Annotated in this window: 17 protein-coding genes; 12 read left to right on the top strand and 5 right to left on the bottom strand. The window is 40.1% G+C overall.

Features of this window, described 5'->3' with window-relative positions:
- Positions 1 to 52: 52 nt before the first annotated feature.
- From eutC to exaC, 4 genes are all read right to left on the bottom strand, one after another.
- Positions 53 to 865, bottom strand: a complete 813-nt coding sequence (gene eutC / locus F993_RS09820) for an ethanolamine ammonia-lyase subunit EutC (RefSeq protein WP_004654344.1) — start codon at positions 863 to 865, stop codon at positions 53 to 55.
- 10 nt (positions 866 to 875) lie between these two features.
- On the bottom strand, positions 876 to 2261 hold the full coding sequence (locus F993_RS09825) for an ethanolamine ammonia-lyase subunit EutB (protein WP_004654342.1): 1386 nt from the start codon (positions 2259 to 2261) through the stop codon (positions 876 to 878).
- Between the two features lie 23 nt (positions 2262 to 2284).
- Positions 2285 to 3715: an ethanolamine permease gene (eat, locus tag F993_RS09830; protein WP_004654340.1), complete on the bottom strand. Its 1431-nt coding sequence runs from the start codon at positions 3713 to 3715 to the stop codon at positions 2285 to 2287.
- A gap of 207 nt (positions 3716 to 3922) precedes the next feature.
- Positions 3923 to 5434, bottom strand: coding sequence for an acetaldehyde dehydrogenase ExaC (gene exaC, locus F993_RS09835; RefSeq protein WP_004654339.1), 1512 nt, complete (start codon positions 5432 to 5434; stop codon positions 3923 to 3925).
- Between the two features lie 127 nt (positions 5435 to 5561).
- Here exaC and F993_RS09840 point away from each other — a divergent pair, with 127 nt between their 5' ends.
- Positions 5562 to 6740 carry a hypothetical protein gene (locus tag F993_RS09840; RefSeq protein ID WP_004654337.1) on the top strand — a complete coding sequence of 393 codons (1179 nt, stop codon included), beginning with the start codon at positions 5562 to 5564 and terminating at the stop codon, positions 6738 to 6740.
- A gap of 30 nt (positions 6741 to 6770) precedes the next feature.
- Here F993_RS09840 and F993_RS09845 read toward each other — a convergent pair whose 3' ends face one another.
- Positions 6771 to 7736, bottom strand: coding sequence for an alpha/beta hydrolase (locus F993_RS09845; RefSeq protein WP_004654335.1), 966 nt, complete (start codon positions 7734 to 7736; stop codon positions 6771 to 6773).
- A gap of 192 nt (positions 7737 to 7928) precedes the next feature.
- Here F993_RS09845 and F993_RS09850 point away from each other — a divergent pair, with 192 nt between their 5' ends.
- The 11 genes from F993_RS09850 (at position 7929) to F993_RS09900 (ending at position 23512) form a co-directional block, all read left to right on the top strand.
- The gene (locus F993_RS09850) at positions 7929 to 9641 is read left to right on the top strand and encodes an AAA family ATPase (RefSeq protein WP_004654332.1); all 1713 of its coding nucleotides are present in this window, start codon (positions 7929 to 7931) and stop codon (positions 9639 to 9641) included.
- Between the two features lie 11 nt (positions 9642 to 9652).
- Positions 9653 to 10015, top strand: a complete 363-nt coding sequence (locus tag F993_RS09855; protein WP_004654330.1) for a 5-carboxymethyl-2-hydroxymuconate Delta-isomerase — start codon at positions 9653 to 9655, stop codon at positions 10013 to 10015.
- Positions 10016 to 10254: 239 nt separating this feature from the next.
- Positions 10255 to 13443 (top strand): type VI secretion system Vgr family protein, encoded by a 3189-nt coding sequence (locus F993_RS09860; RefSeq protein WP_004654328.1) that lies wholly within the window; start codon positions 10255 to 10257, stop codon positions 13441 to 13443.
- A 70-nt stretch (positions 13444 to 13513) separates the two neighbouring features.
- Positions 13514 to 18520, top strand: coding sequence for an RHS repeat-associated core domain-containing protein (locus F993_RS09865; protein ID WP_004654326.1), 5007 nt, complete (start codon positions 13514 to 13516; stop codon positions 18518 to 18520).
- A 1-nt stretch (position 18521) separates the two neighbouring features.
- Positions 18522 to 18968, top strand: coding sequence for a hypothetical protein (locus F993_RS09870; RefSeq protein ID WP_004654325.1), 447 nt, complete (start codon positions 18522 to 18524; stop codon positions 18966 to 18968).
- A gap of 229 nt (positions 18969 to 19197) precedes the next feature.
- Positions 19198 to 19509, top strand: coding sequence for a hypothetical protein (locus F993_RS09875; protein WP_004654323.1), 312 nt, complete (start codon positions 19198 to 19200; stop codon positions 19507 to 19509).
- A 115-nt stretch (positions 19510 to 19624) separates the two neighbouring features.
- Positions 19625 to 20080, top strand: a complete 456-nt coding sequence (locus F993_RS09880) for a hypothetical protein (protein ID WP_004654321.1) — start codon at positions 19625 to 19627, stop codon at positions 20078 to 20080.
- A gap of 49 nt (positions 20081 to 20129) precedes the next feature.
- Entirely contained in the window at positions 20130 to 20600 is a 471-nt protein-coding gene (locus F993_RS09885; protein WP_004654318.1) for a hypothetical protein, read from the top strand.
- Positions 20601 to 20639: 39 nt separating this feature from the next.
- A complete protein-coding gene (locus F993_RS09890) occupies positions 20640 to 21104 on the top strand; it encodes a hypothetical protein (protein WP_004654317.1) in 465 nt (154 codons plus the stop codon).
- An 89-nt stretch (positions 21105 to 21193) separates the two neighbouring features.
- Positions 21194 to 22141: an RDD family protein gene (locus F993_RS09895; protein WP_004654316.1), complete on the top strand. Its 948-nt coding sequence runs from the start codon at positions 21194 to 21196 to the stop codon at positions 22139 to 22141.
- A 186-nt stretch (positions 22142 to 22327) separates the two neighbouring features.
- Positions 22328 to 23512 (top strand): porin, encoded by a 1185-nt coding sequence (locus F993_RS09900; RefSeq protein WP_004654314.1) that lies wholly within the window; start codon positions 22328 to 22330, stop codon positions 23510 to 23512.
- Positions 23513 to 23524: the final 12 nt, after the last annotated feature.

The raw sequence follows: 23524 nt of genomic DNA, 5'->3' as shown, positions 1-23524 counted from the left end.
ACCTTATGCATATTGGACAGCACTGGAAACATAGGACTGTCCAAGTACTCAGTTAAAAAAGTAATCTGCGTTGATGATGTTCTGCAACGATTGGCACCACATGTTCATCCTTCAAATCGACACCAGAAAACCCCAGTCGTTTGGAGTTATGCATTAAGGCCAATAAACGTTGTGTGGCAATCGGAATACTTAATCCAGCAGGACGAATATTGGAAATACAGTTGCGTTGTGAATCTAGGCAACCGCTGTGTGCTCCCCATGTGTAGTAGAGGCCCATACTGTCAGGTGAGCTGAGACCAGGACGTTCACCGATCAGCATAATCAACATACGCGCCTGAAAAATTTCAGCAATTTCGTCGCCCAAAGCAACACGGCTGCCTGTGGCAATCACCACAGGGGCTAAAGACCAGCATTGTTCGGAAAAAGGCTGAATGAGTGCCTGAATAAAAGGAAGTGCATTTTCTTCAATGGCACGCGCAGATAAACCATCACCAATCACAATACAGATATCATAACCCTGAGACGCTTTTCGTATCTGCTGAAGCTGTTGCGTCGAATCGGTTGAAAGTAAACGTCCTAAATCAGGTCGCTTCAAGTACAGCTCTTTATGTTCAGCCTGACTTTGTACATGGATTGGGTTTAGACCCAGTTTTTGTAGCTGTTCTTGCAGATGCGTGACATTCAGTAATTGGAAAACCGCATCTTTGGCTTGGGCATGACTGAGTTGGAAATCAAGCAAAGCGCGGGTTGGGATACTGCAACCTGCGCGTCCAATGGCAATACGGGCATCGGTAAACTGTTTCAGTGTTTCCCACTGGTCTTGATGCGCCTGTGCAGGAAATTGAATGTCTTTAGAAAGTTTCATTTGATTCTCCTCAATGCATCAATAACTTGGAGAATTGAGCAGGCATTTGTTCTGCCCAATGAATATGCTGTTGCTGCTGTTTTAAAATGCCTTGTTGTTCCAACCAGAATGAAAACTCAGGGGCTGGTTGTAATCCAAGCAGTTGTCTGAGGTATAGTGCATCATGAAAAGAGGTGGTTTGATAATTCAGCATCACATCATCTGAACCGGGAATGCCCATAATAAAATTAATGCCTGCTGTACCGAATAAGGTGAGAAGTACATCCATATCATTCTGATCGGCATCTGCATGATTGGTATAGCAGATATCACAACCCATCGGCAGACCGAGCAGCTTGCCGCAGAAATGATCTTCCAGACCCGCGCGGATAATTTGTTTTCCATCATAGAGATATTCAGGGCCAATAAAGCCGACCACGGTATTGACCAATAAGGGATTGTATTTGCGTGCTACGGCATAGGCACGCGCTTCGATGGTTTGCTGATCAACGCCATGATGTGCATTACTGGACAGAGCACTACCTTGTCCGGTTTCAAAGTACATTACGTTGTTGCCAAGCGTACCACGGTTTAACGCCAGTGCTGCCTCATAGCCTTCCTGCAACATTTGAAGTGAAATACCAAAACCTTCATTGGCTTTTTGTGTACCTGCAATAGATTGAAACACCAGATCAATTGGAACATTCTTTTCTGCCAGTTGTATGCCAGAACTGATATGGGTCAGAACACAAGACTGGGTTGGGATTTGATATTCTTGAATGACATGGTCAATCAGTTTTAACAGCTCAGATAAATTATGAAGATTATCTGTTGCTGGATTAATCCCGATCACGGCATCACCATTGCCATACATTAAACCATCTAAAATACTGGCGGAAATACCCAGTACATCATCGGTGGGATGATTGGGTTGTAAACGCGTGGATAAATGTCCTTTTAAGCCGATGGTATTGCGGAATTGAGTGATGACCTCACATTTACTTGCGACATAGATGAGATCTTGATTGCGCATGATTTTACTCACAGCTGCAACCATTTCTGGGGTTAAACCCGCTGCAAGTTGTTGTAGCTTCTCTGTGGTTGCATCTTCACTGAGTAACCAGTTACGGAAATCGCCAACCGTAAAATGCGCAATCGGCGCAAACAGATCAGCGCGATGTTCATCAATAATCAGACGGGTAATTTCATCGGTCTCGTAATCGACTAATGTTTCATTTAAAAAGTTTTTTAAAGGCACATCTGCAAGCGTAATTTGTGCAGCAACACGTTCAGTTGCATCCTGTGCAGCAAGCCCTGCCAGTTGATCACCTGAACGCAATGGAGTGGCTTTTGCCATTAATGTTTTAAGATCGGCAAACTGATAGTGTTGTTGGGCCACGATTTGACGGTAACGCATGCGCTTCTCCTTAATCTTCCTGATTATTGTTTTTCATCTGCCGTGATCTGGGCAAACTCTTCTTCTGGCGTCCCCTGTATGAGTTGATGACGACTATAAAATATAAAATAGGCAATAAAGACCATATAAATGCCTGCTGCAATACACCACACTTTAGGATTGACCAGAAAACCTGCGACAACTGCGATGGCAGCTAAAATTAAGGCAATGCTCGAGGTGACGATACCACCAGGTGTTTTATAGGGACGATGCATCAAGGGCCGAGATAAACGTAGTTTAATATGCGAGAGCATCATCAATACATAAGAAATGGTCGCACCGAAGACTGCAATTAAAATCAGTAAATCGCCTTCTTTAGTTAAGGACAAGAAGAATCCAATGATGCCAGGAATAATAATGGCTAAATAAGGGGCATGATTTTTATTGGTCAATGATAGCGATGTGGGTAAATAGCCGGCACGAGATAGGGCGAAAATTTGGCGTGAATAGGCATAGATAATCGAAAAGAAACTGGCGATGAGTCCAGCAAGGCCGACAAAATTGACAAATTTAGCTAACCAAGTGCCTTGACCATAGACTTTGATGAGGGCATCGACCAATGGCGCACTGGAATGTTGTAGGGTACTGGCACCGGCTGCACCTGCGCCCAAAAATAAAATCAATAGGGCAAAAGCGGTTAAAATCAACATCGCACCAATCAGTCCGCGTGGCAGTGATTTGGCTGGGTCTTTGGCTTCTTCTGCAGCTAAGGGCACACCTTCAACGGCCAAGAAAAACCAAATCGCATAAGGAACCGCTGCCCAAATGCCTAAATAGCCATAGGGTAAAAAGCTGCTTGCGCCAAATTGTTGCCCCGCTGGAATATCAAACAGATTCTGCGAATTAAAATGAGGCAACATGGCAAAAATAAAAACGGCCAGTGCAATCGCCGCAACCAAGGTGATGGCAAACATAATTTTAAGGGCTTCGCCAGCACCTTTCAGATGAATACCCATAAAAATGAAATAACAGGCTAAATAAACTTGCCAGCCACCAATGCCAAATAACGATTCACAATAGGCACCAATAAAGACTGCAATGGCTGCGGGCGCAATCGCGTATTCAATCAGAATCGCGGTACCTGTTAAATAACCACCGAGTGGGCCAAATGCGATACGCGCAAAACTATAACCGCCACCCGCTGTTGGCAGCATGGTCGCCATTTCGGACATGGCAAGGCATAGGCAGAGATACATCACGGCAACGACTGCGGTGGCAACAAACATGCCACCCCAACCCCCTTGAGCAATACCAAAATTCCAGCCAGCGAAATCACCTGAAATGACATAGGCAACCCCTAAACCGATCAGTAATAACCAGCCCACGGCACCTTGTTTGAGTTGTCTTTGGGCAAAATAATCTTCGGAAGAGGTTGTCGATGCTGAAAGTGCAGAAATAGGATCTTGATTGTTCATACAAAGCTCCGTGTATGGGTCTTATCAGCAAGATGCAAAAGCAATGCCGATGTTGCACACCCTGTGCAGAAATTGAATTTTTATTTGCTTTGGTGATTCAGTTTGAGTGAAAAATAGAGGTTTTTATAAACCAATATCTGGTGGTTTAAACCTGTATAAACCTTTAAAGATAAGGCTTATACAGATCAGTAAACCGATTTGGATCGTCTAGAAAAAGCCCATGGCTTTGGTTGAATAACTCACCAACAAGTTTTTGGTTTGTTGATAATGATCGAGCATCATTTTGTGGTTTTCACGGCCTACACCTGACTTTTTATAGCCTCCAAATGCAGCATGAGCAGGGTAGATGTGATAACAATTGGTCCAAATTCGACCCGCTTCAATGGCGCGGCCTGCACGATAGGCGGTATGAGTTGAACGTGACCAAACTCCAGCACCTAAACCGTACATGGTGTCATTGGCAATCTGAATGGCTTCATCAAAGTCCTTAAATGTGGTCACAGACAGTACAGGACCAAAGATCTCTTCTTGAAACACTTGCATCTGGTTATGGCCTTTAAAGATGGTCGGTTCGATGTAGTATCCATTGCCGACTTCTTGGCGACCGTGCCCACCTAAGAGTACTTCCGCACCTTCTTGTCGGCCTGCATCAATACAACGCAGGATTTTTTCTTGTTGTTCCAGTGAAGCTTGCGCACCGACCATCGTGTCAGTATCGAGTGGATGCCCAAGTTTGATGCGCTTGACCCGTTCGATGGCTTTTTCCATAAATTGATCGGCAATACTTTCCTGAATTAAGGCACGCGATGGGCAAGTACAGACCTCACCCTGATTCAGCGCAAACATGGCGAAACCTTCAAGGGTTTTATCAAGAAAATCATCATCATGATCCATCACATCGGCAAAGAATACATTCGGTGATTTTCCGCCTAGCTCCAAAGTCACTGGAATAATGTTTTCAGTGGCATATTGCATAATCAATTGCCCAACTTGGGTTGAGCCAGTAAACGCAATTTTGGCAATACGTGGACTGGTTGCTAGTGGGCGACCAACTTCGGCACCATAACCATTGACGATATTGAGTACGCCAGCAGGTAATAGATCCTGTATCAGCTCAGCCACCAATAAAATTCCAACAGGGGTTTGCTCCGCAGGTTTGATCACTACGCAGTTGCCCGCAGCCAATGCTGGTGCCAGTTTCCATGCCGCCATGAGAATGGGGAAGTTCCAAGGGATGATTTGTCCAACCACGCCGAGTGGTTCATGAAAATGATAGGCAATGGTGTCTTCATCTATTTCGGAGATACCACCTTCCTGTGCGCGAATACAGCCTGCAAAATAACGGAAATGATCAATGGCCAAAGGGATATCAGCCGCCAGCGTTTCACGGACAGGTTTACCATTATCCCAAGTTTCAGCAACCGCCAACATTTCTAAATTGGCTTCCATACGGTCAGCAATTTTAAGTAATAAATTAGATCGTGTGGTTGGAGAGGATTTATTCCACTCTTTCTTGGCTTTATGGGCGGCATCTAGTGCCAATTCAATATCTTCTGCACTCGAGCGTGGGATACGCGTAAAACTTTTGCCATCGACAGGAGAAATATTGTCGAAGTAGACTCCTTTAACAGGGGCAACCCACTCTCCACCAATAAAGTTTTCATACTGGTCTTTAAAATGGATTTTTGAACCAGATTGATTCGGATCAACATAGCGCATATACATACTCCTTTATGTGTTGTGATATTTTTAAATAAAGTACTGGGTACGTTATTGAGAATGACGTTATCGCGTTGAAGGTTGGAAAAAGGTTGGAATTGCATATAAGGGAATAGGGAAATTACAAATGCATACAAAAAGGGAATTACAGCAGCAACGGGCATTGGGTGAGCAACTCAGATCACAAAGTGCTCTCAATCCACAGCATGCTGAAAAAATGGAACAGAGTATTGCCAGTTCATGGGAGCGTTCCACGCTCGCTGATATTCCTAAAGAACGTTTAGCTGCACCTTTGCTCAATCAAGCTTCGGTCCAAACAGGTTCATTGGCCTTGGCATTGCAGGCTTGCCAAGAAGATCTAAAGCATGTTGCAGAACAGTCAGCGATGGTACTTGCGGTTGGCGATGTCGGTAGTACCATTATCTGGACAGCATCCTGTACCCAAATGCGCAATGCTGCTGAACGCGTCCACTTTGTTGCAGGGGGACAGTGGCAGGAAGAATTGGTTGGTACCAATGCGCTGGCACTTTCGCTCAAGACCCGTAAATCAAGCTGTGTATTTTCTAATGAACACTATATGGCGTCGGTACATGATTGGGTTTGCTATGCTGCGCCTGTGCTTGATCCTTATTCCAAGCAAGTTTTAGGCGTAGTGGATTTATCTACTACTTGGGAAAATCACAATAGTTTAGGTCTATTGGCCGTCGAACGCTGTGCCGCAATTATTCAAATGGCGGTGCAACAATTACAGCAACAACACCTTTATTTACGCACTTTTAATACGGCACAGGTGTTGATCAATGGCAAAAGCTTAAGTTTAAGCCCGAGACAAATCGAAATTCTGGTGATTTTAGCGCTATGCCCACAAGGTCTGAATTTAGAGAATTTACATCAGGCGTTGTATGGGGAACGCAAAGTCAGTCTTGGGACATTAAAAGCAGAGATGTCTCATTTAAGAGATCGTTTAGGTGAGGCGCTTGGTTCAAGACCTTATCGCCTGAATATTCCGATCGAGGCAGATTTCCTGCAACTGGAACAGGCATTGGATGCGGGTTATATCAGTACCGCTCTACAAGGCTATACCGGTATTTTCTTAGCGAAAACCGAAAGTCCATTTTTATCTGCTTGGCGGGATTGTTTGGAATCACGTTTGAGTCATGCGATTTTCCAGACACAGGGCAGTGACGCCTTATTAAAACATTTGGCTTATTGTCCTGAAGCGGTTGATGCTGCTGAACGTCTACTGGAATTATTGCCAGCTTCGCACCCTGCTAAAAATATGCTCAGCAAGTATCAAGACCACTGAGCATCAAGATATTTAAAATGGTCGTCGGTATTAGTAGATTTTTTCAGCCAACCAAGCAAATAGATCTTTATAGACCTGTGCACGAACAGGCGGTGCAGATAAAACCAAATCATGCAGACCATTTTGAATGGCAAGTGTTTGCACATCACCTTTCATTTTCTTGGCATTCTGGGTCATATCATTGACATCCAGAATCACATCGCTTTGTTGTGCATCAATACCCCATTTTTTAGGAAATTTGGATTGATGTGAATGCATGATCAAGGTCGGTACATTTAAGGTCACACCTTGATGGATTTCTTTTTGTGCTTCGTGAATTGCCGTGACAAAACAGAGGTGTACAAAAGGCATGGTTTTTGGTTTCCAATCTAAATTGAAATCCCATTCGCCGTAAAAATCTTTATGCAAGCTTGGTGTGTACCATGCATTTAAGCCACTTGGAAATTTTGCATTCGGTAAGCGTTTACCCACTTCACTTAAGAGCGGAATGCCCACTTTTTTCTCAAGGACACTTTTATAGAAATCATAGAATGGGCTGTTGTTCCAGACTGCTTTGATTAAGCGATGATCTGGATAATGTGCGGCATATAAGGTGGCAATTAAACCGCCTGTTGAATGGCCTGCCAATACAACTTGATTGTGATTTTCTTGACCAATAATTTCCAGTGCTTTGCTGATCTCGGCATCGTATTCACGTAAATCAAGCACATAGTAAAATTTTTGGTGAGGGAGGCGAGAGCGACCATATTTTCTCAGGTCAAGTGCGTAAAAATCGTAACCATGCTGATTAAATTGTTCAGCCATTTCTTTTTGAAAAAAATAGTCTGCGAAACCATGGATATATAAAACTGCTTTTTTGGTCGATTCAGCGGCCTTCTTACGAACCAAGGTCGCAACAACTTTTCCATCATAATCATCAGCGAAATTTAAAGTCAGTTGCTGATAATCTTCACCGAGTATATCTGTTTGATATGCATAAAGATTTGAAGTAGTCATTTTTATAGATCAAGTCTGAATTCATTAACACCCACATTAAATGAAATCATCTGTATGTCAATGTAATTATGCGATACCAAGCGTTCAACAATGTTAGGGGGGATGAGGAAATTCAGCTAGATTTCGCATTGCATTTTTATTTTGGGCAAAAAATCGTTAAGCTATGCACTGTTGATTTTGACTGAAGAAATTATGAAACAAGAGACTGCACTCAAGTTACTTAAAGCTGGCGAAAATGTTTTTTTAACGGGCTCAGCAGGTGCAGGAAAAACCTATACGCTTAATCAATATATTCATTATTTAAAAGCACGCAAAGTACCTGTGGCAATTACTGCGTCTACAGGAATTGCAGCAACGCATATGAATGGTATGACCATCCATACTTGGGCAGGAATCGGGATTAAAGATCGTTTGAGTGATGATGACCTCAAGCGAATGAAAGAGCGTAAATATTTAAAAGAGCATTTAGAGAATGCCCAAGTGCTGATTATTGATGAAATTTCCATGTTGCACGCCAAGCAACTGAATCTGGTCAATCAGGTATTGAAATACTTTAAAGAAAGTGACGAAGCTTTTGGCGGGATTCAAGTGATTGTAGCAGGTGACTTCTTTCAGTTACCCCCTGTCGGTAAAAAGGATGAAAGCAATCGCGATAAATTCTGTTTTATGTCGGATGCTTGGGTCGAAGCCAAATTCCGTGTCTGTTATTTGACTGAACAGCATCGTCAGGATGATGAAATCCTCAATCAGATTTTAAATGCGATTCGTGCTCAGAATATTCAAAGCAATCACATCACCGCCTTACAACAATCCCGCCAGCATGATATTGGTGAGACCTTTACCCGTTTATATACACACAATATGGATGTCGATAATATTAATTATCAGCACCTCAATGAAATCGACAATGAGAGCCATCAATTTAATGCCGTGGTCGATGGTAATGAAAAGTTGATGGAAACCTTAAAATCATCAGTGCGTGCGCCTGAAGAACTCACCCTGAAGAAAAATGCCAAGGTGATGTTTGTTAAAAACAACTTTGAGATGGGTTATATCAACGGCAGTCTGGGTGAAGTGATTGGTTTTGAAGAAGATGATAAGCAGGGCATTCTACCAAAAGTAAAACTGACCGATGGTACAACCTTTTTGGTTGAACCAGAAACATGGTCGATTGAAAATGAAGCGGGTAAGGCGATTGCCAGCTTTCAACAGATTCCGTTGCGTTTGGCATGGGCAATCACTATTCATAAAAGCCAAGGGATGACTTTGGAAGCTGCAGAAATCAATCTCACCCATACCTTTGAAAAAGGGCAGGGCTATGTGGCTTTATCTCGTTTAAAATCACTGACAGGGCTGAAGCTGCTTGGCTTTAACGAGCAGGCACTTGAACTAGATAGTCTCGCAATCAAAGCAGACCGCCGTTTTCAGGAGTTATCCACTGAAGCGGAAGCCAACTTTGAAAATGTTGATTTAACCACACAGCATAATGCCTTTATTCGGCATTGTGGTGGCACATTGAATGCCACTGAAATTGCCCGTAATGAAAAGAAAATCGCCAAAGGTGCGAAACAGAATTATGCCGCTGCGACCTTGGATGAAACCCGTACTTTATTTGAAGAAGGTTATGAGATTGAAGATATTGCGCATGAGCGTGGTTTAACCCCTGCAACGATCATCAATCATCTGGCACGTTTGCATAAAGAGCAGGGCTTGGATATTTCAGTCGCCAGTCCAGGCGAAGAAGTCATTGAAGAAGTGCGTAAGATTTATAAACGTTTGCATAAACGTAAAAACCCTGAACATTTTACCGATGATGGTTCAATTAAATTACGTCCCATTGTTGAAGCCACTAGTCCGCGAATGGCTTATGACCAAGTCCGCTTAGCTTTATTATTTGTAGAATAGGAATCATAAAAATGCCGCATTTAATTGCAAACTATTCAGCTAATTTAACAGAGTTAAATCCGCATCAATTATTAAAAGATGCGAATATCGCATTAATTGAAACGGATTTATTTGTCGCACATGATATTAAATCTCGTGCATTTAAAGACGAGATATTTTTAATTGGTTTGAATGAAGCAGAAGAGGCCTATATTCATTTAAAACTGTATTTGTTGAGTGGCAGAACACAGGCGCAGAAGCAAGCAGTTGGTGCGACATTGTTGCAGCGACTGCAGCAAAAAAGCTATATCCAGTCTGAGCTCAGCTATCCGATTCAGTTGTGTGTTGAAGTGATTGATATGCCGAAAGAAGATTATTTTAAGGCTACAGTGTAAGGTCTAATGATTGCTGTTTTATCAAATAGGGAGAATTGGCCTTATTTGATAAAACATATTGGTTTATATGTATTCTGATTTAATCCTGTAAAAAAATTATTAATCATTATTTTAAGCGCTTAGACTAAAATCGGCAGTTTATTGCAGGCTTTGTTGCAAGAACGTAACATTAAAAATATAGACAGATTTGTATGCTGTTTATAAAATAGCGTAAATTTTAGTTAATATTTTATAAAATAATGTTGAGTAATATATTTCAGGCCTTGGACAATTTGGGCCTTACAGCACAAAAACGTGCAATCCATATTCAATTTTCTAATCAAAACTTAAATACTCAAGTCTTCCTACAACGTATTGATGGTCAGCATCAACTGAATGATGGATTTAAGGCAGAACTGATTTGCCTGTCGACCAATACGACCATTCCTCTTAAACAATTTATTGGTAGCCAAGCCGCAATTGACATCGTTACGGATCAAGGTCAATTGACCCGTGTCACAGGGATTATTACTCAAGCCTTACAAGGACAATCAGACGGTAGCCTGACCGTATATAAGCTGACTTTAGAAGATCCAACTGCACTGTGGAAACAACGCCGTAACAGCCGCGTGTTTATGAACAAGAGCGTGCGAGATGTAGTGGAAATCGTCTTCAAAGAGTGGCAGCAAAAAAGCCCTTTATTCGCCTCCAGTTTGACGCTTGATTTAAGCGGACTCAGTCAAGACTATGATATCCGCCCCTTTATTATGCAATATAATCAATCAGATGAAGAGTTTTTAACATCTTTGATGCGTAGCGAAGGGATTAGCTGGCTAATTGATGAAGCTGAACGAATCGTTACACAAAGTAGTGCCGCGATTCAGCCGCAAAAACTACGCCTGATTGATGACAATAGCCAATATCAAGCCTTAGAACGTCGACAGATTCGTTACCACCGTAGCAGTGCCACCGAACAATACGACAGCATGACCAGTTTGGTCGGGCAACGTTCATTGCAACCGAGCAGTGTCCATGTACAACGCTGGCAAGCCGATGCACTGGAACAGGAAGATGGCGCAGGCAGTGTACAAAGCACACATAAACACAGTGCTCAATACGACAATGCTAGTTTAGGTCTGGAACAGGCATGGCATTTTTCACCTGCGTGGATGCAAGACCTCAATGGAGAAGATGGTGCAACCCCATCGGGCAATGCACAGATTGAAAAGCTGAATCAGAATCTCGGTCAATATTACGACTTACAATCCAAACAATTTACCGCCCGTACTACCGTGCGAGATACCCATGTCGGTTACTGGTTTGAATTGGCCGAACACCCTGAAATTGATCAGCATGATGGCAGTGATAAAGAATTCCTGATCACAGGCAAAAAGTTCTATAACCAAAATAATTTACCCAAAGACTTGCAGCAACAGATTCATCAGCTATTAGCGCAAAGCAACTGGCAAATAAAAGAGAGTGACGAACGCCAAGCCAATCAACTGACACTGCAACGCCGCAGCATTAAAACCGTACCCGAATACAATCCCTTACAACACCGTCCAACTGCATCACCACAACGTGCCAAAGTGGTTGGGCCAAGCGGCGAAGAAATTCATGTGGATGAATGGGGACGGATTAAAGTCCGTTTTCTATTCACTCGTAATGACGACCATAGCCACGATGGTGGTGCAGGTGCCAATGACAATGACACCGATTCAGCTTGGGTTGATGTACTGACCCCTTGGGCTGGTGAAGGCTACGGTGCACGCTTCTTACCGCGTGTTGATGAAATCGTGGTGATTGACTTCTTTGATGGCAATATTGATCGTCCGTTTGTGGTGGGAAGAATTCATGAAGGCCATCGTAACCCGACCAAATTCGACAGTGTAGGCAAGCTGCCAGATACCAAAAAACTGGCAGGAATTAAGTCTAAAGAGTATCAAGGTGAAGGTTTTAACCAATTGCGCTTTGATGACACCACTGGACAGATCAGCGCACAACTACAAAGCAGCCATGCCACCAGTCAACTCAATCTGGGTAAACTGAGTCATCCCAAAGATAAAGCAGAAAGTGAAGACCGCGGTGAAGGTTTTGAACTGCGCACCGACCAATGGGGTGCCGTGCGTGCAGGTGAAGGTTTACTCCTTTCCACGCATAAACAGGATCAAGCCCAAGGCCAGCATCTTGATGCGCAAGTTGCCAAGGAGCAGCTTGAGGACAATCAAAACAATGCCAAAGCACTCAGCGAAGTAGCCAAGAATCAGCAGACTGATGAAATAGAATCGCTGGATCAACTCAAAGAATTCGCTGAGCAGATTCAAGAGAAGATCGCCCAGTTTAAAAAATCATTATTATTGCTGAACTCACCTGCGGGTATTGGTTTAAGTAGCAATGAAGATATTCATCTCTCTGCGGACGGGCAGATCAACCAGTTTGCAGGCGATAGTATCAACTTAAGCACGCAGAAAAATCTGATTACGCATGCACAAAACAGAATCAGTGTATTCGCTGCGCAGAATGGAATTAAGCAGGTGGCTGCGAAAGGTAAGTTTGAGGTTCAGGCGCAGTCGGATGGCATGGACTTACTGGCCAAACAAGGTATTCAGATTATTTCAACCGAAGATCGTATTGAAATTACCAGCCCGAAAGAAATCGTGATTACTGCGGGTAGTTCCCAGATTAAGCTGAATGGCTCAGGAATTTTCCCTGTGACCAGTGGCAAGTTTGAGGTGAAGGCTGGGCAGCATTTACTGGCCTCAGGCGCGAGTGCAAGTAGCAATGCACCCCAGTTACCACAAGCAAAATCACTGAAAGGCGCACTACAGTTATTAAGAAGTTATGGGGGAGATAATTTCTTTAAGCAGAACAGCTATAAAGTGATTGATTCTCTGGGTAAGCAACTGACTGGCAAACTGGATGGAAATGGTTTTGCTCAAGTGACAGGCATTGCACCAGGCGCAGCCAAGGTCATTTTTGAAAAAGATGAGACCAGTGCATGGGCATCAAGTAGTGACTTTAAACGTGATTATACTTGGGCAGAGCCAGTAGAAAAAGTTGCCGCCTCATTAAGCAGTGCATTGGGACAGAACATGAAGCAACAGCTGACCAGCAGTTTAGTTTCGATGGATAAAAATAGTCTTAAAAATATAGGTAAAAATACCTTAAATGGTTTGGTTGAGCAGACGGTTGGGCAAATCAAGGATCAAGTCAGTAATACCGCTTTAAGTGCTGTTTCAAAGCAACTGAACCTTAATATTTCTCCAGACCAAATGAAAAGCTTGGCACAACTCGCCATGAATCCGAGCCAGTCGGTTGACATGGTCAAAGCACAGGGTGTGGGTTTTGTAAAAGATCAGGCGGCTACAAAATTGGCGGAGGCCACCCAAATGGATTCGATTCTTCGACAAGGCATCGTTGATCGTTTTCATGGGAAGAACAATGGCTAGAACAGATTTTGATTCACACGCAGCAATTTAAAAAATAGATGTATTGAAATAAATTAAGGGTTTGAGATTGATGGCTACGGAAAAAACACAACAGGCAACAGATCAAAAAGCGTCGAAGGTTGAACTTGCTGTTTTTAATTTGGACAGCGTACACACGGTAACTGACCTGCAAATGATTGCCAAGCAAATCCAGCTTTATTTACAGGTATGTGGAAATACTAGTTTAGAACAATTACAAGGTAGTGCAAATACTGCAACGGTAGCCAATATTTTTGCTTTAACAGGCAGTGTGCTGGATTTAATTTTATACGCGACCGACAGCAAGACAGAGGATGCTGCGGTACAACAGGGTGCATTGCTCGCTGCAAATTTAATTGGTTTATTTGCAGAACCAAGCAATGAAGCACATGCGCGTATGGCATTACGTCCGATGTTTGGTCTAATGTCACAATGTTTATATCCAGAAAATGGAAAGATTAAAGAAGCGGATATTAAACGCTTGGGCCTGCATCTGAATGCGATGGTCGCAGGTGATTTAGAAAAGTTTTTACAAGAAACGCAAGCCAAATTAGCGACCTTGCTCTCACAGGCAACGATTTTAGGAAGTAGTATTCTTACGAGTTTGTCCGTGCCTGCGACACCGATAAGTGCGAGCATGACTGTAACGTCGGCAGGTGCGACAGCAGAGAAAAGAGACCCCAAACTCAAATTTAGCAATTGGGCCGCACCTCTCATTGATTTAATCGGTAAACCGAGTCAGGCAGATTTAACCCCTAAACTACAACCAAATATTCAAACACGCCTGCAACAAGAAGCAATACAAGCAATCGCAACCTTAAGCCAGACTTTACAGCAGCAAGCCAATGCAGGGCAGAAATACAGCTTGGCCTGGTTATTACAACAAACTTTAACTGCGATTCAGGCCAGCGAAAATAAAGGCAATGCCAGTGTGCCGATTAACCAGACGGGAGAATATGAGCGCCATACCAAAGGGGATACCTTAGAGTTTGTGAGCTTACAGGCAGATGCGTTGAATGCACCGCCTTGTGAAGGTAATGGTTCAGAGACGGGTCAGAGTATCAGTTATTCAATTGGCGCAGAGCGGGTTCAGCATGCCGATTTCTATTTACCTAAAGTTGGTTTTGTATTTAGCCGCCAATATAACTCGCAAATGGATGAGTTTGATCAGGGGATGATGGGTGCTCGTTGGATGATGCCTTTTTCCAATGTGATCCTGCCAAAGCCACAAGGTTATATCTTCATTGATGCGAAAGGCCGCAAACATGCCTTACCATCCACGATTTTGCAGCAGGCTTACACCGTTCCCTATGAAGGAATGACGGTTTACCCAATTGAAAATGGTGATTTACTATTAAATTTTGGTGGTGACTGGAGTTTCCATTTTCATCAATTTGGTCTTGGTCAGCCCTATCATTTAATTCAACAATTCAATGAAAACACCAATGAAAAAATTAGCCTAAGTTACCTTTTGGCAGATGGTGTTGCTTATCTGCAAACTATTGATTTCCAATTTGAACAGGCTCAGCACCAACTAAAATTTGCCTTTAATGAGCAAGTTAAGATTATTGCGGTATTTGTGGATGATCAAATTGAGCCTTGGGCACGCTATCTTTATGATGCACAAGGCAATCTGATCACAGCTTTCGATCAAAATGGACATGCACGTCAATACGAATATAATCAGGCGCATCAGCTAACGCGCTATACCGATCGTACAGGTCGTGGACAAAATATTCGTTATGAATCGACGTTGCCAAATGCCAAAGCCATTGAAGAATGGGCGGATGATGGCAGTTTCCATACCAAACTAAAATGGCATCCGCGTTTACGTCAAGTTGCGGTTTACGATGCCTATAATGTACCAACCTATTATTATTTTGATTTGGATGGTTTTACCTATCGTACTCGTTTAGCCGATGGTCGAGAGTCTTGGTATTCTCGTGACGGTGAAAAACGCATCACCCGACAGATTGACTTTGAAGGTCGGGAAACTCAGCAAGAATATAATGATCAGGGCCAACTGGCGAAAATTGTACAGCCGAATGGTGGTGTGATTCGCTTTGCTTATGATGAACAAGGCAATTTAACCGAGACCAAAGATCCAGAAGGTAATATCTGGAAACGTGAATATGATACACAGGGTAATGTCAGCAAAGAGATTAATCCTTTAGGTCATGTCACTCAATATAAATACAACAGCAATAATCAGGTGGTGGAAGTGGTTGATGCCAAAGGAGGTATCAAGAAAATCCAGTACAATGATCAAGGGCAAATGCTGTCTTATACCGATTGTTCAGGCAAAAGCAGTACATGGGAATATGATGAAGAAGGTGATCTAAGTGCCCAACAAGCGGCGAATGAACAGAAAGTTCAATATCTGTATAGCATGCAAGGCAAAGATAAAGGTCAGCTTCAAGCCATCGTATATCCAGATGGCTTGAAAGAGCTATTTGAGCATGATCAAGAAGGTCGCCTGCTTAATCACACCGATACCAACGGCTTAACCACTCAATATCAATACAATACTGTCGGCCTGTTAGAACAACGCATTGATGCCAATCAGCACCGTGTGGGCTATCAATGGGATAAGCAGGGCCGTATCCAAAAGCTTATTAACCAAAATCGGGCTGAATACCAGTTTAACTATAACAAGTTTGGTCAGTTGGTCAGTGAACAAGCCTTTGATGGTGAGGAAAAGCACTATAGCTATAGTGAAAATGGTCTATTGTTCCAGATTCGCCAACCCAATATTCTGACCGAATTTAGCTATCATGATGATGGACAGATTGCTTCTAAAACATATACGCATCTGCATACTCACCAAAGCCAGATAGAGCAATTTGAATATAATTTAAATCAACAATTAAGCTCAGCCAGTAATGCAGAAAGTCAGGTTCAACTGTATCGTAATCAGCTTGGACAATTGGTGCGTGAACACCAGCATTATAAGATGTTGAATCTAACGGCTGTACTGCGTTATGAATATGATGAACTGGGTCATCTGGTTAAAACCATTCGTCCAGACGGACAGCAACAGACCAATCTGAGCTATGGTTCAGGACATATCTACGGAATTGCGTTTAACCAACAGGATGTTGTTTCTTTCCAGCGTGATGATTTGCATCGTGAAACGGTACGTTTCTTGGCAAATGGTTTGATGCAAACCAAGCATTATAATGATGTCGGACTACTGATTTCTCAACAGATTGAGCCTGAGCAAGAAACATCAGATCGACTCCGTTACCAAGCGCATAGACATTATCAATACGATAAAAACTATTTGCTCACCCAAGTTGAAGACAGTCGTTTAGGACAGCTTAATTATCAATATGATCCGATTGGACGTTTGATTTCAACCCAGAGTCAGCATAAAAACGAGAGTTTTAAGTTCGATCCAGCGGGGAATCTGATTGACCCAATCAACCAGACAACACATGCCAAAAACAATTTAATCAAGCAGTATCAAGGCAAGCATTATCAATATGATGTACAAGGCAATGTGATTGAAACCACGCAAAATGGCAAGGTTTTAAAACTGACTTGGGACAATCATAACCGTTTGATTCAAAGTAACTTGAATGGAAAAGTGACTCAGTATGGTTATGATGTCTTTGGACGTCGTTTATATAAGAAATCATCAAATCAAGATTTCACTTTATTTGGTTGGGATGGTGATTTGATGATTTGGGAATCTAGCCAAAATTCGAACCATCCCGAGAATAGCTATACCAAACATTATGTTTATGAGCCTGACAGCTTTGTACCTTTAATGCAGGCAGGGTATCAGGGTTTTATTCAACTGATAGAAACACCTGATTATAGTGAATATCTCAACAAGCCTTATTCGGTTTATAAAGATCCGATCTGGAGTAGCGATACACGTAAGAACCGTATGGCTTTAGAGCAAACTGTTTTTTATCATTGTGATCAGGTGGGAACACCGCAAACACTGAGTAATGCCACAGGTGAATGTGTTTGGGAAATTACTCAGGATACGTGGGGGACTGCGCTCGAGATTCAAATGCTAAATAAGGACAATCCATTTGAGCAGAGTAATCTTAGATTCCAAGGTCAGTATTACGATAATGAAACAGGACTGCATTATAACCGTTATCGTTATTATGAGCCGTATAGTGCAAGGTATATGAGTAAAGATCCGATAGGACTATCAGGTGGAATTAATATTTTTGCATATGTTATGAATCCTTTGAAAAATATAGATGTTTTTGGGTTGAGTGAAAATGAAAATTATAAGAGTAATGAATGGATTACAAAAAGTGAAAGAGAGCTATTAAATAAACCATTTGATTTGGCAGTGAAAAATATGACTTCAGCTGCTAGTGGTGCTGTATTAATAGGGGGGCAAATCAAGAAAACGAGTGATGAAATTTTAAATGGTGCTCAGATAGTGGGTACTAATATAAAAACAGGAGCTAAATATTTATACCCTTATGTAAAAGGTGGAGCTGAAATTCTATATGATGAAGCAATATCAATAGGGAAAAGTGCATATAAAAGAGCTAGTTCCACTATATCTTTTACAGTACTATTATGTCAAACAGCGGGAGCCTGCAGAAGGCCTGATTACTTAGTTTGTTCTGGATCTGCTACAACTTTAACGGGCGCAGTTACGATAAACTTATATAATGGTCAGTCATATATAGGAAAAGGGTTGGATTCAGCACCTTTTGTGGAGAATAAAAAATATACAGGTGTAAATAATAATTCAGTAAGTATAAAAAAACTATCAGACTCACTAGGTGGGAATTGTAGCTTAGGTTATATTTTTAATAAAACTAAAGGTTTATCTGTGGCAGATGCTACAGATTCATTCTTAGATGGTTTGGCTGGTGGAGCAGGTGTGACTCTTCGAAATGTACGGGTTGGAGTATCTAATCCGGTAAATGAAGATTGGTTTGATATTACGACACCAAAGGCAATTGAAATTGGATTAAATTCACAAACTGTTGGTTGGGATGGTGGTATTTCTATAAACCAGAAATCAGTTAATATTAATAAAGAATATGATAAGGCAAAAGAAAGGTTGGGTAATTAATATGAATATTAAGAATGTTATTATATTATTTGTTTGTTTTTTTTCATTTGCATGTACACATGTGAATGAAACTGAACAAAAAAGTGAAATGATTAATTTTGAAGATATCATATCTAAGTATTTTGAATCTTATGATCCTATTTTTGAGTCATCTATTAGACGTCCTGGAAATCATGCTGGAACAATTTTAATTGATAAGAAAAAATTATCAAATGTAGAAATGGATGAGATAAAAAATAAAATAAAATCAGATGGGTGGGTTGAAATGGAAAGTTCGGAAAACTATACCTTGTATTGTCTTGGCAATTATCAGCTTATTGGGATTTTGTATCCTAATGATTTGATTGAGAGAAACAAGAAAGGTGAGGAAATTACTTATGAGGATATAAACTCTTGGAATATAGGGTTGTACTATAACAAAAATGGTGTGAATAGTTGTGAGAGATAATTTTTATAGTTCATTTTGCCACTCCCAGAAAACCAGATGATATGAGTGTAGTAAAATAAATTTTTTATTAAATTGGGAGTTGAGCTTTTATATTGTATGTAATTTTATTTTTTAATTGGATGTGGTGTTATTCCTTTAAAGGAAGTTTGTGAAGTGTTTATGTATTTTGTAGGAGGTACAACTCCTTGCTTTACGTTTATTAAATTAATTAATACTGGGGCAAAAAACAATGAATGGGAATGTTAATGAAAGACTAAGAGGTGTAGCCAAAAAAGTTGTTGCTTACCAGTTTTTTTCTATAACAATACTTGCATTTTTTACAGTGATTGGTAGTGAGTTTGATCTCAATGTTTTAGTGTTCCTAGGTTTTTTTATTGTGGCTATATATAGTATGTATATATTAAAAATATTAATTTTTGATGAAAATATTTGTCCAAATTGTAATGAAAGTTTTTTTAAAAAAGAAGGTAGTTTATCTAATCTTGGATTTAGTATTTATACTAAAAAGTGTACGAATTGTGGGTATAAGCTTAAAAAATAATTTGAGCTTATTTTTTTAATTTTACTCAGAGTAAAGTGTTGTTTTGCATTGTTTTAACTAATTTTTATACAATGTTATTTTGTAACTGGTTGGAACAAGAGGTGAGTAATAATTTATGAAAAAAATTGTTTTAACCCTCTCATTCTTTTTAATCGGATGTGATAAGAAGGTGGCAGAAAATCCTTATTTAGATCAGGTTAATCAAAGATTTGTTGATGAGGCAAAAGTTTTATTTAATGGTACTGTTGAAGACTTAAGTACTTATTCTTCATATACTGATAACACTGTGGCATATAAAATTAAAGCAGATAAATTTGATATTAATTTTTTTATGAAAGAAGAGAGTAAAGATTTAAAAAAAATGGGATGGTCTTTCTATAAAAAGTATAATGAAAGTTATATTTTTTGTGATGGGGAAAGACAATTAGAGATAATATCCCCTAGAGTTATTTCTAAAAATACAGTTTTGGTTGAAGGTTCTGCTGGTATGCAGTTGGATAATTTTTGGCATGTTATATTTATGTCACCAAATAATACAAAGCGCTATGTTTGTTATGACTACAAGAAATAATGTTTGAATTTAAATATTTTAATTTTTTAGCAAAGTGTGTGTTTATATAATGAAAAATATATATCAATATTTTTTAATTGTCATACTTTTAACTTCCTGTGCACAAGATGAAAATCTAGAGATTGGAAGAAGTAATCATCCAATTAATATAGAGTTGAAAAGAGAGGCTAAAGATATTTTTGGAGATAAGCTAGAAAGAGAAAGAAGTTATCAATCATTTTCTTCAAATGACGTTGTTTATAAAATTAGTGCTAGAAATTTAAGTATAGAACAGTTTGAATTCTACAAAGATCAGATACTACCTGAAAAAGGTTGGTTTTTTAGATCAAAAATTAATGAAGGCTATATATTTTGCCAAGGTTCTCGCCAATTAGAAATAATTCCTCCACAAGTTCTTGTCGATAACAACGAACTAGGCCGAGGAGATATTGGTAAACAGCTTGAAAAGAATTGGAATATTTTTTTTAGACATACTGCTAATGGTACTTTTAATGAATGTTATTTGAGAAGTAAAAGTTAAATATGATACGGATTTTTGAATTTATTTTATAAAAGATTTATGGGTAAGAAGGAAATGACAAATCACTTTAAGAAATTACTCATTTCTTTAATAGTAGTACCTCTTTTAAGTTGTTCTTTACTTGAGGAAAAAACGTGTGTACATCGCTTTAATCAGAGAGTGCTGGAACTAAGTAAAGATTTAGGTGTGCAAAAAGCGATCAGCCGTATAGAGGGTAAAACTTTTTGTGGAAACCTAACTTATACTGAGTTCTATAATCACGTAGATGTGTTGCTAGAGGATTTGAATGATACTCAAAAACAAGATTTTTATACAGTTTTGTTTTTTGCTGAATTCCATCGCAATGAAAATGGTGGTGAGTATGTTGAATTTTTGAATAAAAATAATATTAATATATATAAACAGTATAAACGAAAAATCAGTGATCAAAAGTTATTGGCTAAAATGAAATATAAAGATGAAGAGTGGTTGAATATAAAAGCCTTGGGTGAGATGCTTCATTAATGTATTTTATTAGGATTTCTTATATAATCTTGAAATTTTAGTTTGATAGCTAAAGTTATAAATTTTTAATTAAATATAAAGGGTATGTTTTGTCTTCTGTAAATTTTTTTTATATTGCTGGTTTCTGGCGCCGATCATTTGCTTTTCTTATTGATTTATTACTGGTAGGAGGTTTCTGCTGGAGTACGATTCGACTTCTCTCTGAGTTTATGTATCCGTTTCCAGTTATATCTATTTTTATTGGATATGCCTTTGTTATTTTATATTTTGGTTTGTTAAACAGCCACTTACATTCTGGACAAACTTTTGGCAAACAGCTTTTAAAAATTAGAGTGACTGATACACATGGGAAAGATCTTGCTGTAATCCCATCATTACTTCGTTCAGCAATTCTGTTTGCGCCATCCTGCCTCGTGTCATTAAGTGGTTATTTTCCGATTTTACTGTTATCTGAACTATTCAACCTGTTATTGGTCTGCTTACAAATTCTGCTTATTTATTTTTATATTTTTAACCGACAAAACCGCCGTTCACTTCATGACTTCGTTGCGAGTTCAATGGTGATTAATTTACAAAAAGATGATCAAGAACAGCAAGTTCCTGAGATGTGGCCTAAGCATAAGATTTTTGCAACATTGATTACCTTGGTGTGTTTAGGTACTGGCATATCTTCTTTCAACCTATTTGATCGGGATAATACTGTTGAAATTAACAAGTTTAAGGACAGTCAACCCGAAATTATCCATGTAAAACGTATTTCAGAAACAGATGAAGAATCAGAGACTCAACTCATTTTATTTGATGTACAGATCAATGACCCAATAAAACTTAAAAATTCTTTTTTCGCACAAGAGTTCGCAGATAATTTACAAAGACTTGAGCCACAGTTGATAAATGACAGTAGTAAAATTTCAATTCTTTTGAGTACACGGCTTCAATTTGGCTTAGCCTCATCAATGGATTTAAATATGTACTCAGTTAAAAAAACGCAGCAAGGATTAAAGGTTGTAGAAGAGATTTCTACCGTAAACTTTTAAACCATGAAAAAAGCTGAAGCTATATTTTGCATAGATTAAACCTTTTAATTTACGTGCGGATAGCTTCAGTATCTCTAATCCTGTTCCATTAAACACACTCTGTAAAGACCAACTTTATAGTTTAAGCATTGTTTGTCAGCGTGAATTTCTTCATTTTCATATGAGGTTAAACAAGGACGTACAACAATGAAAAAAGCACTGCTTCTCTTGGGTTCAATGGGTGTCTTAGCAAATACGCCAGTCTGGGCCACCGATTTAAGTATAGGTGACCCGAAAACCCAAGCGGGTGAACTAAAACTGACAGGCGCAATCCGTACCCGCTATATCCATAAAGATTATATTGTCGAAGCCAATGAAGGCTCCAAAAATGATGACTGGCAACTGGCCGATATCAAGGCGGTCTTGAGTTATGAAAACCCAGACTGGATTGCATCGATGGATGTACGTTGCTACCAGTATGACCGCTTATGTGATGCACTATTTTTAAAAGATGCTTGGGCAGGCTATAAATTCTCTGATCAGCAACGACTGACAGTCGGTTTTCAATCAGTTGATTTCGGCTTTGGACGACTCTGGGGCAATAGTTATTATGAAACTTTGCTGAATACCGTAGGACTGGAAGACATTCAAAACCTTGGGGTGAAATACCAGTTTAAGGACAATCTGTATAACTTCATTCTCGGTTTTTACCCGACTGATGGTGGTAACTACAAAGGCACATCCAAGGATTCCAGTCGCTATAGCGGTAACTTTGTGCGGGCAGATGATTTGGCCCAAGGCACCGATATTGATGAAAAGAATATGTGGGTGACGCGTTTATCCCGAAAGTTTGAACTAGATCAATCTCAGAATTTCTCCACGGAAATTGGTGGCTCTTACTGGTATTCGGAATTGGAAAATAACCGAACCAATAAAGATGGGCATCGTAGTACATGGAGCATTTTTAGCACCACCAATTATCAGGCATGGCAATGGTTGTTTTTGGCAGGAGAGCAGGACATTAAAAATGCAGATGATCTTTTGCCAAAAAGTTCGACCATTGGCGCATTTGACTATCCTTATCAAGTGGCCAACAAAGGTAAATATATGGCCAATGAGATTAACTACACCTTTGCCAAGCCTTTTCATCAGTTAGAAAATATTAAACCTTATGTCTCGTATAGCCGTTTTTATAAAGATGAATCAGGCTATCAAGATTCGGATCGCTTAATCGCAGGTCTATATTTTAACTATAAAAAAGTCGGTATACAGGGGGAATATATCTGGAGTCGCAATGACCCAATGACGGGCAGTGGCGCAGATGGATTGGCGCAAGGTGACAGCAATCAATGGAATAAATTGTTCTATTTATCGCTAGGTTATTACTTCTAAATTCGGCGTTGA

Source organism: Acinetobacter proteolyticus, assembly GCF_000367945.1.
GTDB classification, from domain to species: domain Bacteria; phylum Pseudomonadota; class Gammaproteobacteria; order Pseudomonadales; family Moraxellaceae; genus Acinetobacter; species Acinetobacter proteolyticus.
This window is presented reverse-complemented; position numbering and strand designations above follow the sequence as displayed.

Coding starts and splice junctions, on each gene's coding strand:
- eutC (WP_004654344.1), bottom strand. CDS start 865: ATGAAACTTTCTAAAGACATTCAATTTCCTGCACAGGCGCATCAAGAC.
- F993_RS09825 (WP_004654342.1), bottom strand. CDS start 2,261: ATGCGTTACCGTCAAATCGTGGCCCAACAACACTATCAGTTTGCCGAT.
- eat (WP_004654340.1), bottom strand. CDS start 3,715: ATGAACAATCAAGATCCTATTTCTGCACTTTCAGCATCGACAACCTCT.
- exaC (WP_004654339.1), bottom strand. CDS start 5,434: ATGCGCTATGTTGATCCGAATCAATCTGGTTCAAAAATCCATTTTAAA.
- F993_RS09840 (WP_004654337.1), top strand. CDS start 5,562: ATGCATACAAAAAGGGAATTACAGCAGCAACGGGCATTGGGTGAGCAA.
- F993_RS09845 (WP_004654335.1), bottom strand. CDS start 7,736: ATGACTACTTCAAATCTTTATGCATATCAAACAGATATACTCGGTGAA.
- F993_RS09850 (WP_004654332.1), top strand. CDS start 7,929: ATGAAACAAGAGACTGCACTCAAGTTACTTAAAGCTGGCGAAAATGTT.
- F993_RS09855 (WP_004654330.1), top strand. CDS start 9,653: ATGCCGCATTTAATTGCAAACTATTCAGCTAATTTAACAGAGTTAAAT.
- F993_RS09860 (WP_004654328.1), top strand. CDS start 10,255: ATGTTGAGTAATATATTTCAGGCCTTGGACAATTTGGGCCTTACAGCA.
- F993_RS09865 (WP_004654326.1), top strand. CDS start 13,514: ATGGCTACGGAAAAAACACAACAGGCAACAGATCAAAAAGCGTCGAAG.
- F993_RS09870 (WP_004654325.1), top strand. CDS start 18,522: ATGAATATTAAGAATGTTATTATATTATTTGTTTGTTTTTTTTCATTT.
- F993_RS09875 (WP_004654323.1), top strand. CDS start 19,198: ATGAATGGGAATGTTAATGAAAGACTAAGAGGTGTAGCCAAAAAAGTT.
- F993_RS09880 (WP_004654321.1), top strand. CDS start 19,625: ATGAAAAAAATTGTTTTAACCCTCTCATTCTTTTTAATCGGATGTGAT.
- F993_RS09885 (WP_004654318.1), top strand. CDS start 20,130: ATGAAAAATATATATCAATATTTTTTAATTGTCATACTTTTAACTTCC.
- F993_RS09890 (WP_004654317.1), top strand. CDS start 20,640: ATGGGTAAGAAGGAAATGACAAATCACTTTAAGAAATTACTCATTTCT.
- F993_RS09900 (WP_004654314.1), top strand. CDS start 22,328: ATGAAAAAAGCACTGCTTCTCTTGGGTTCAATGGGTGTCTTAGCAAAT.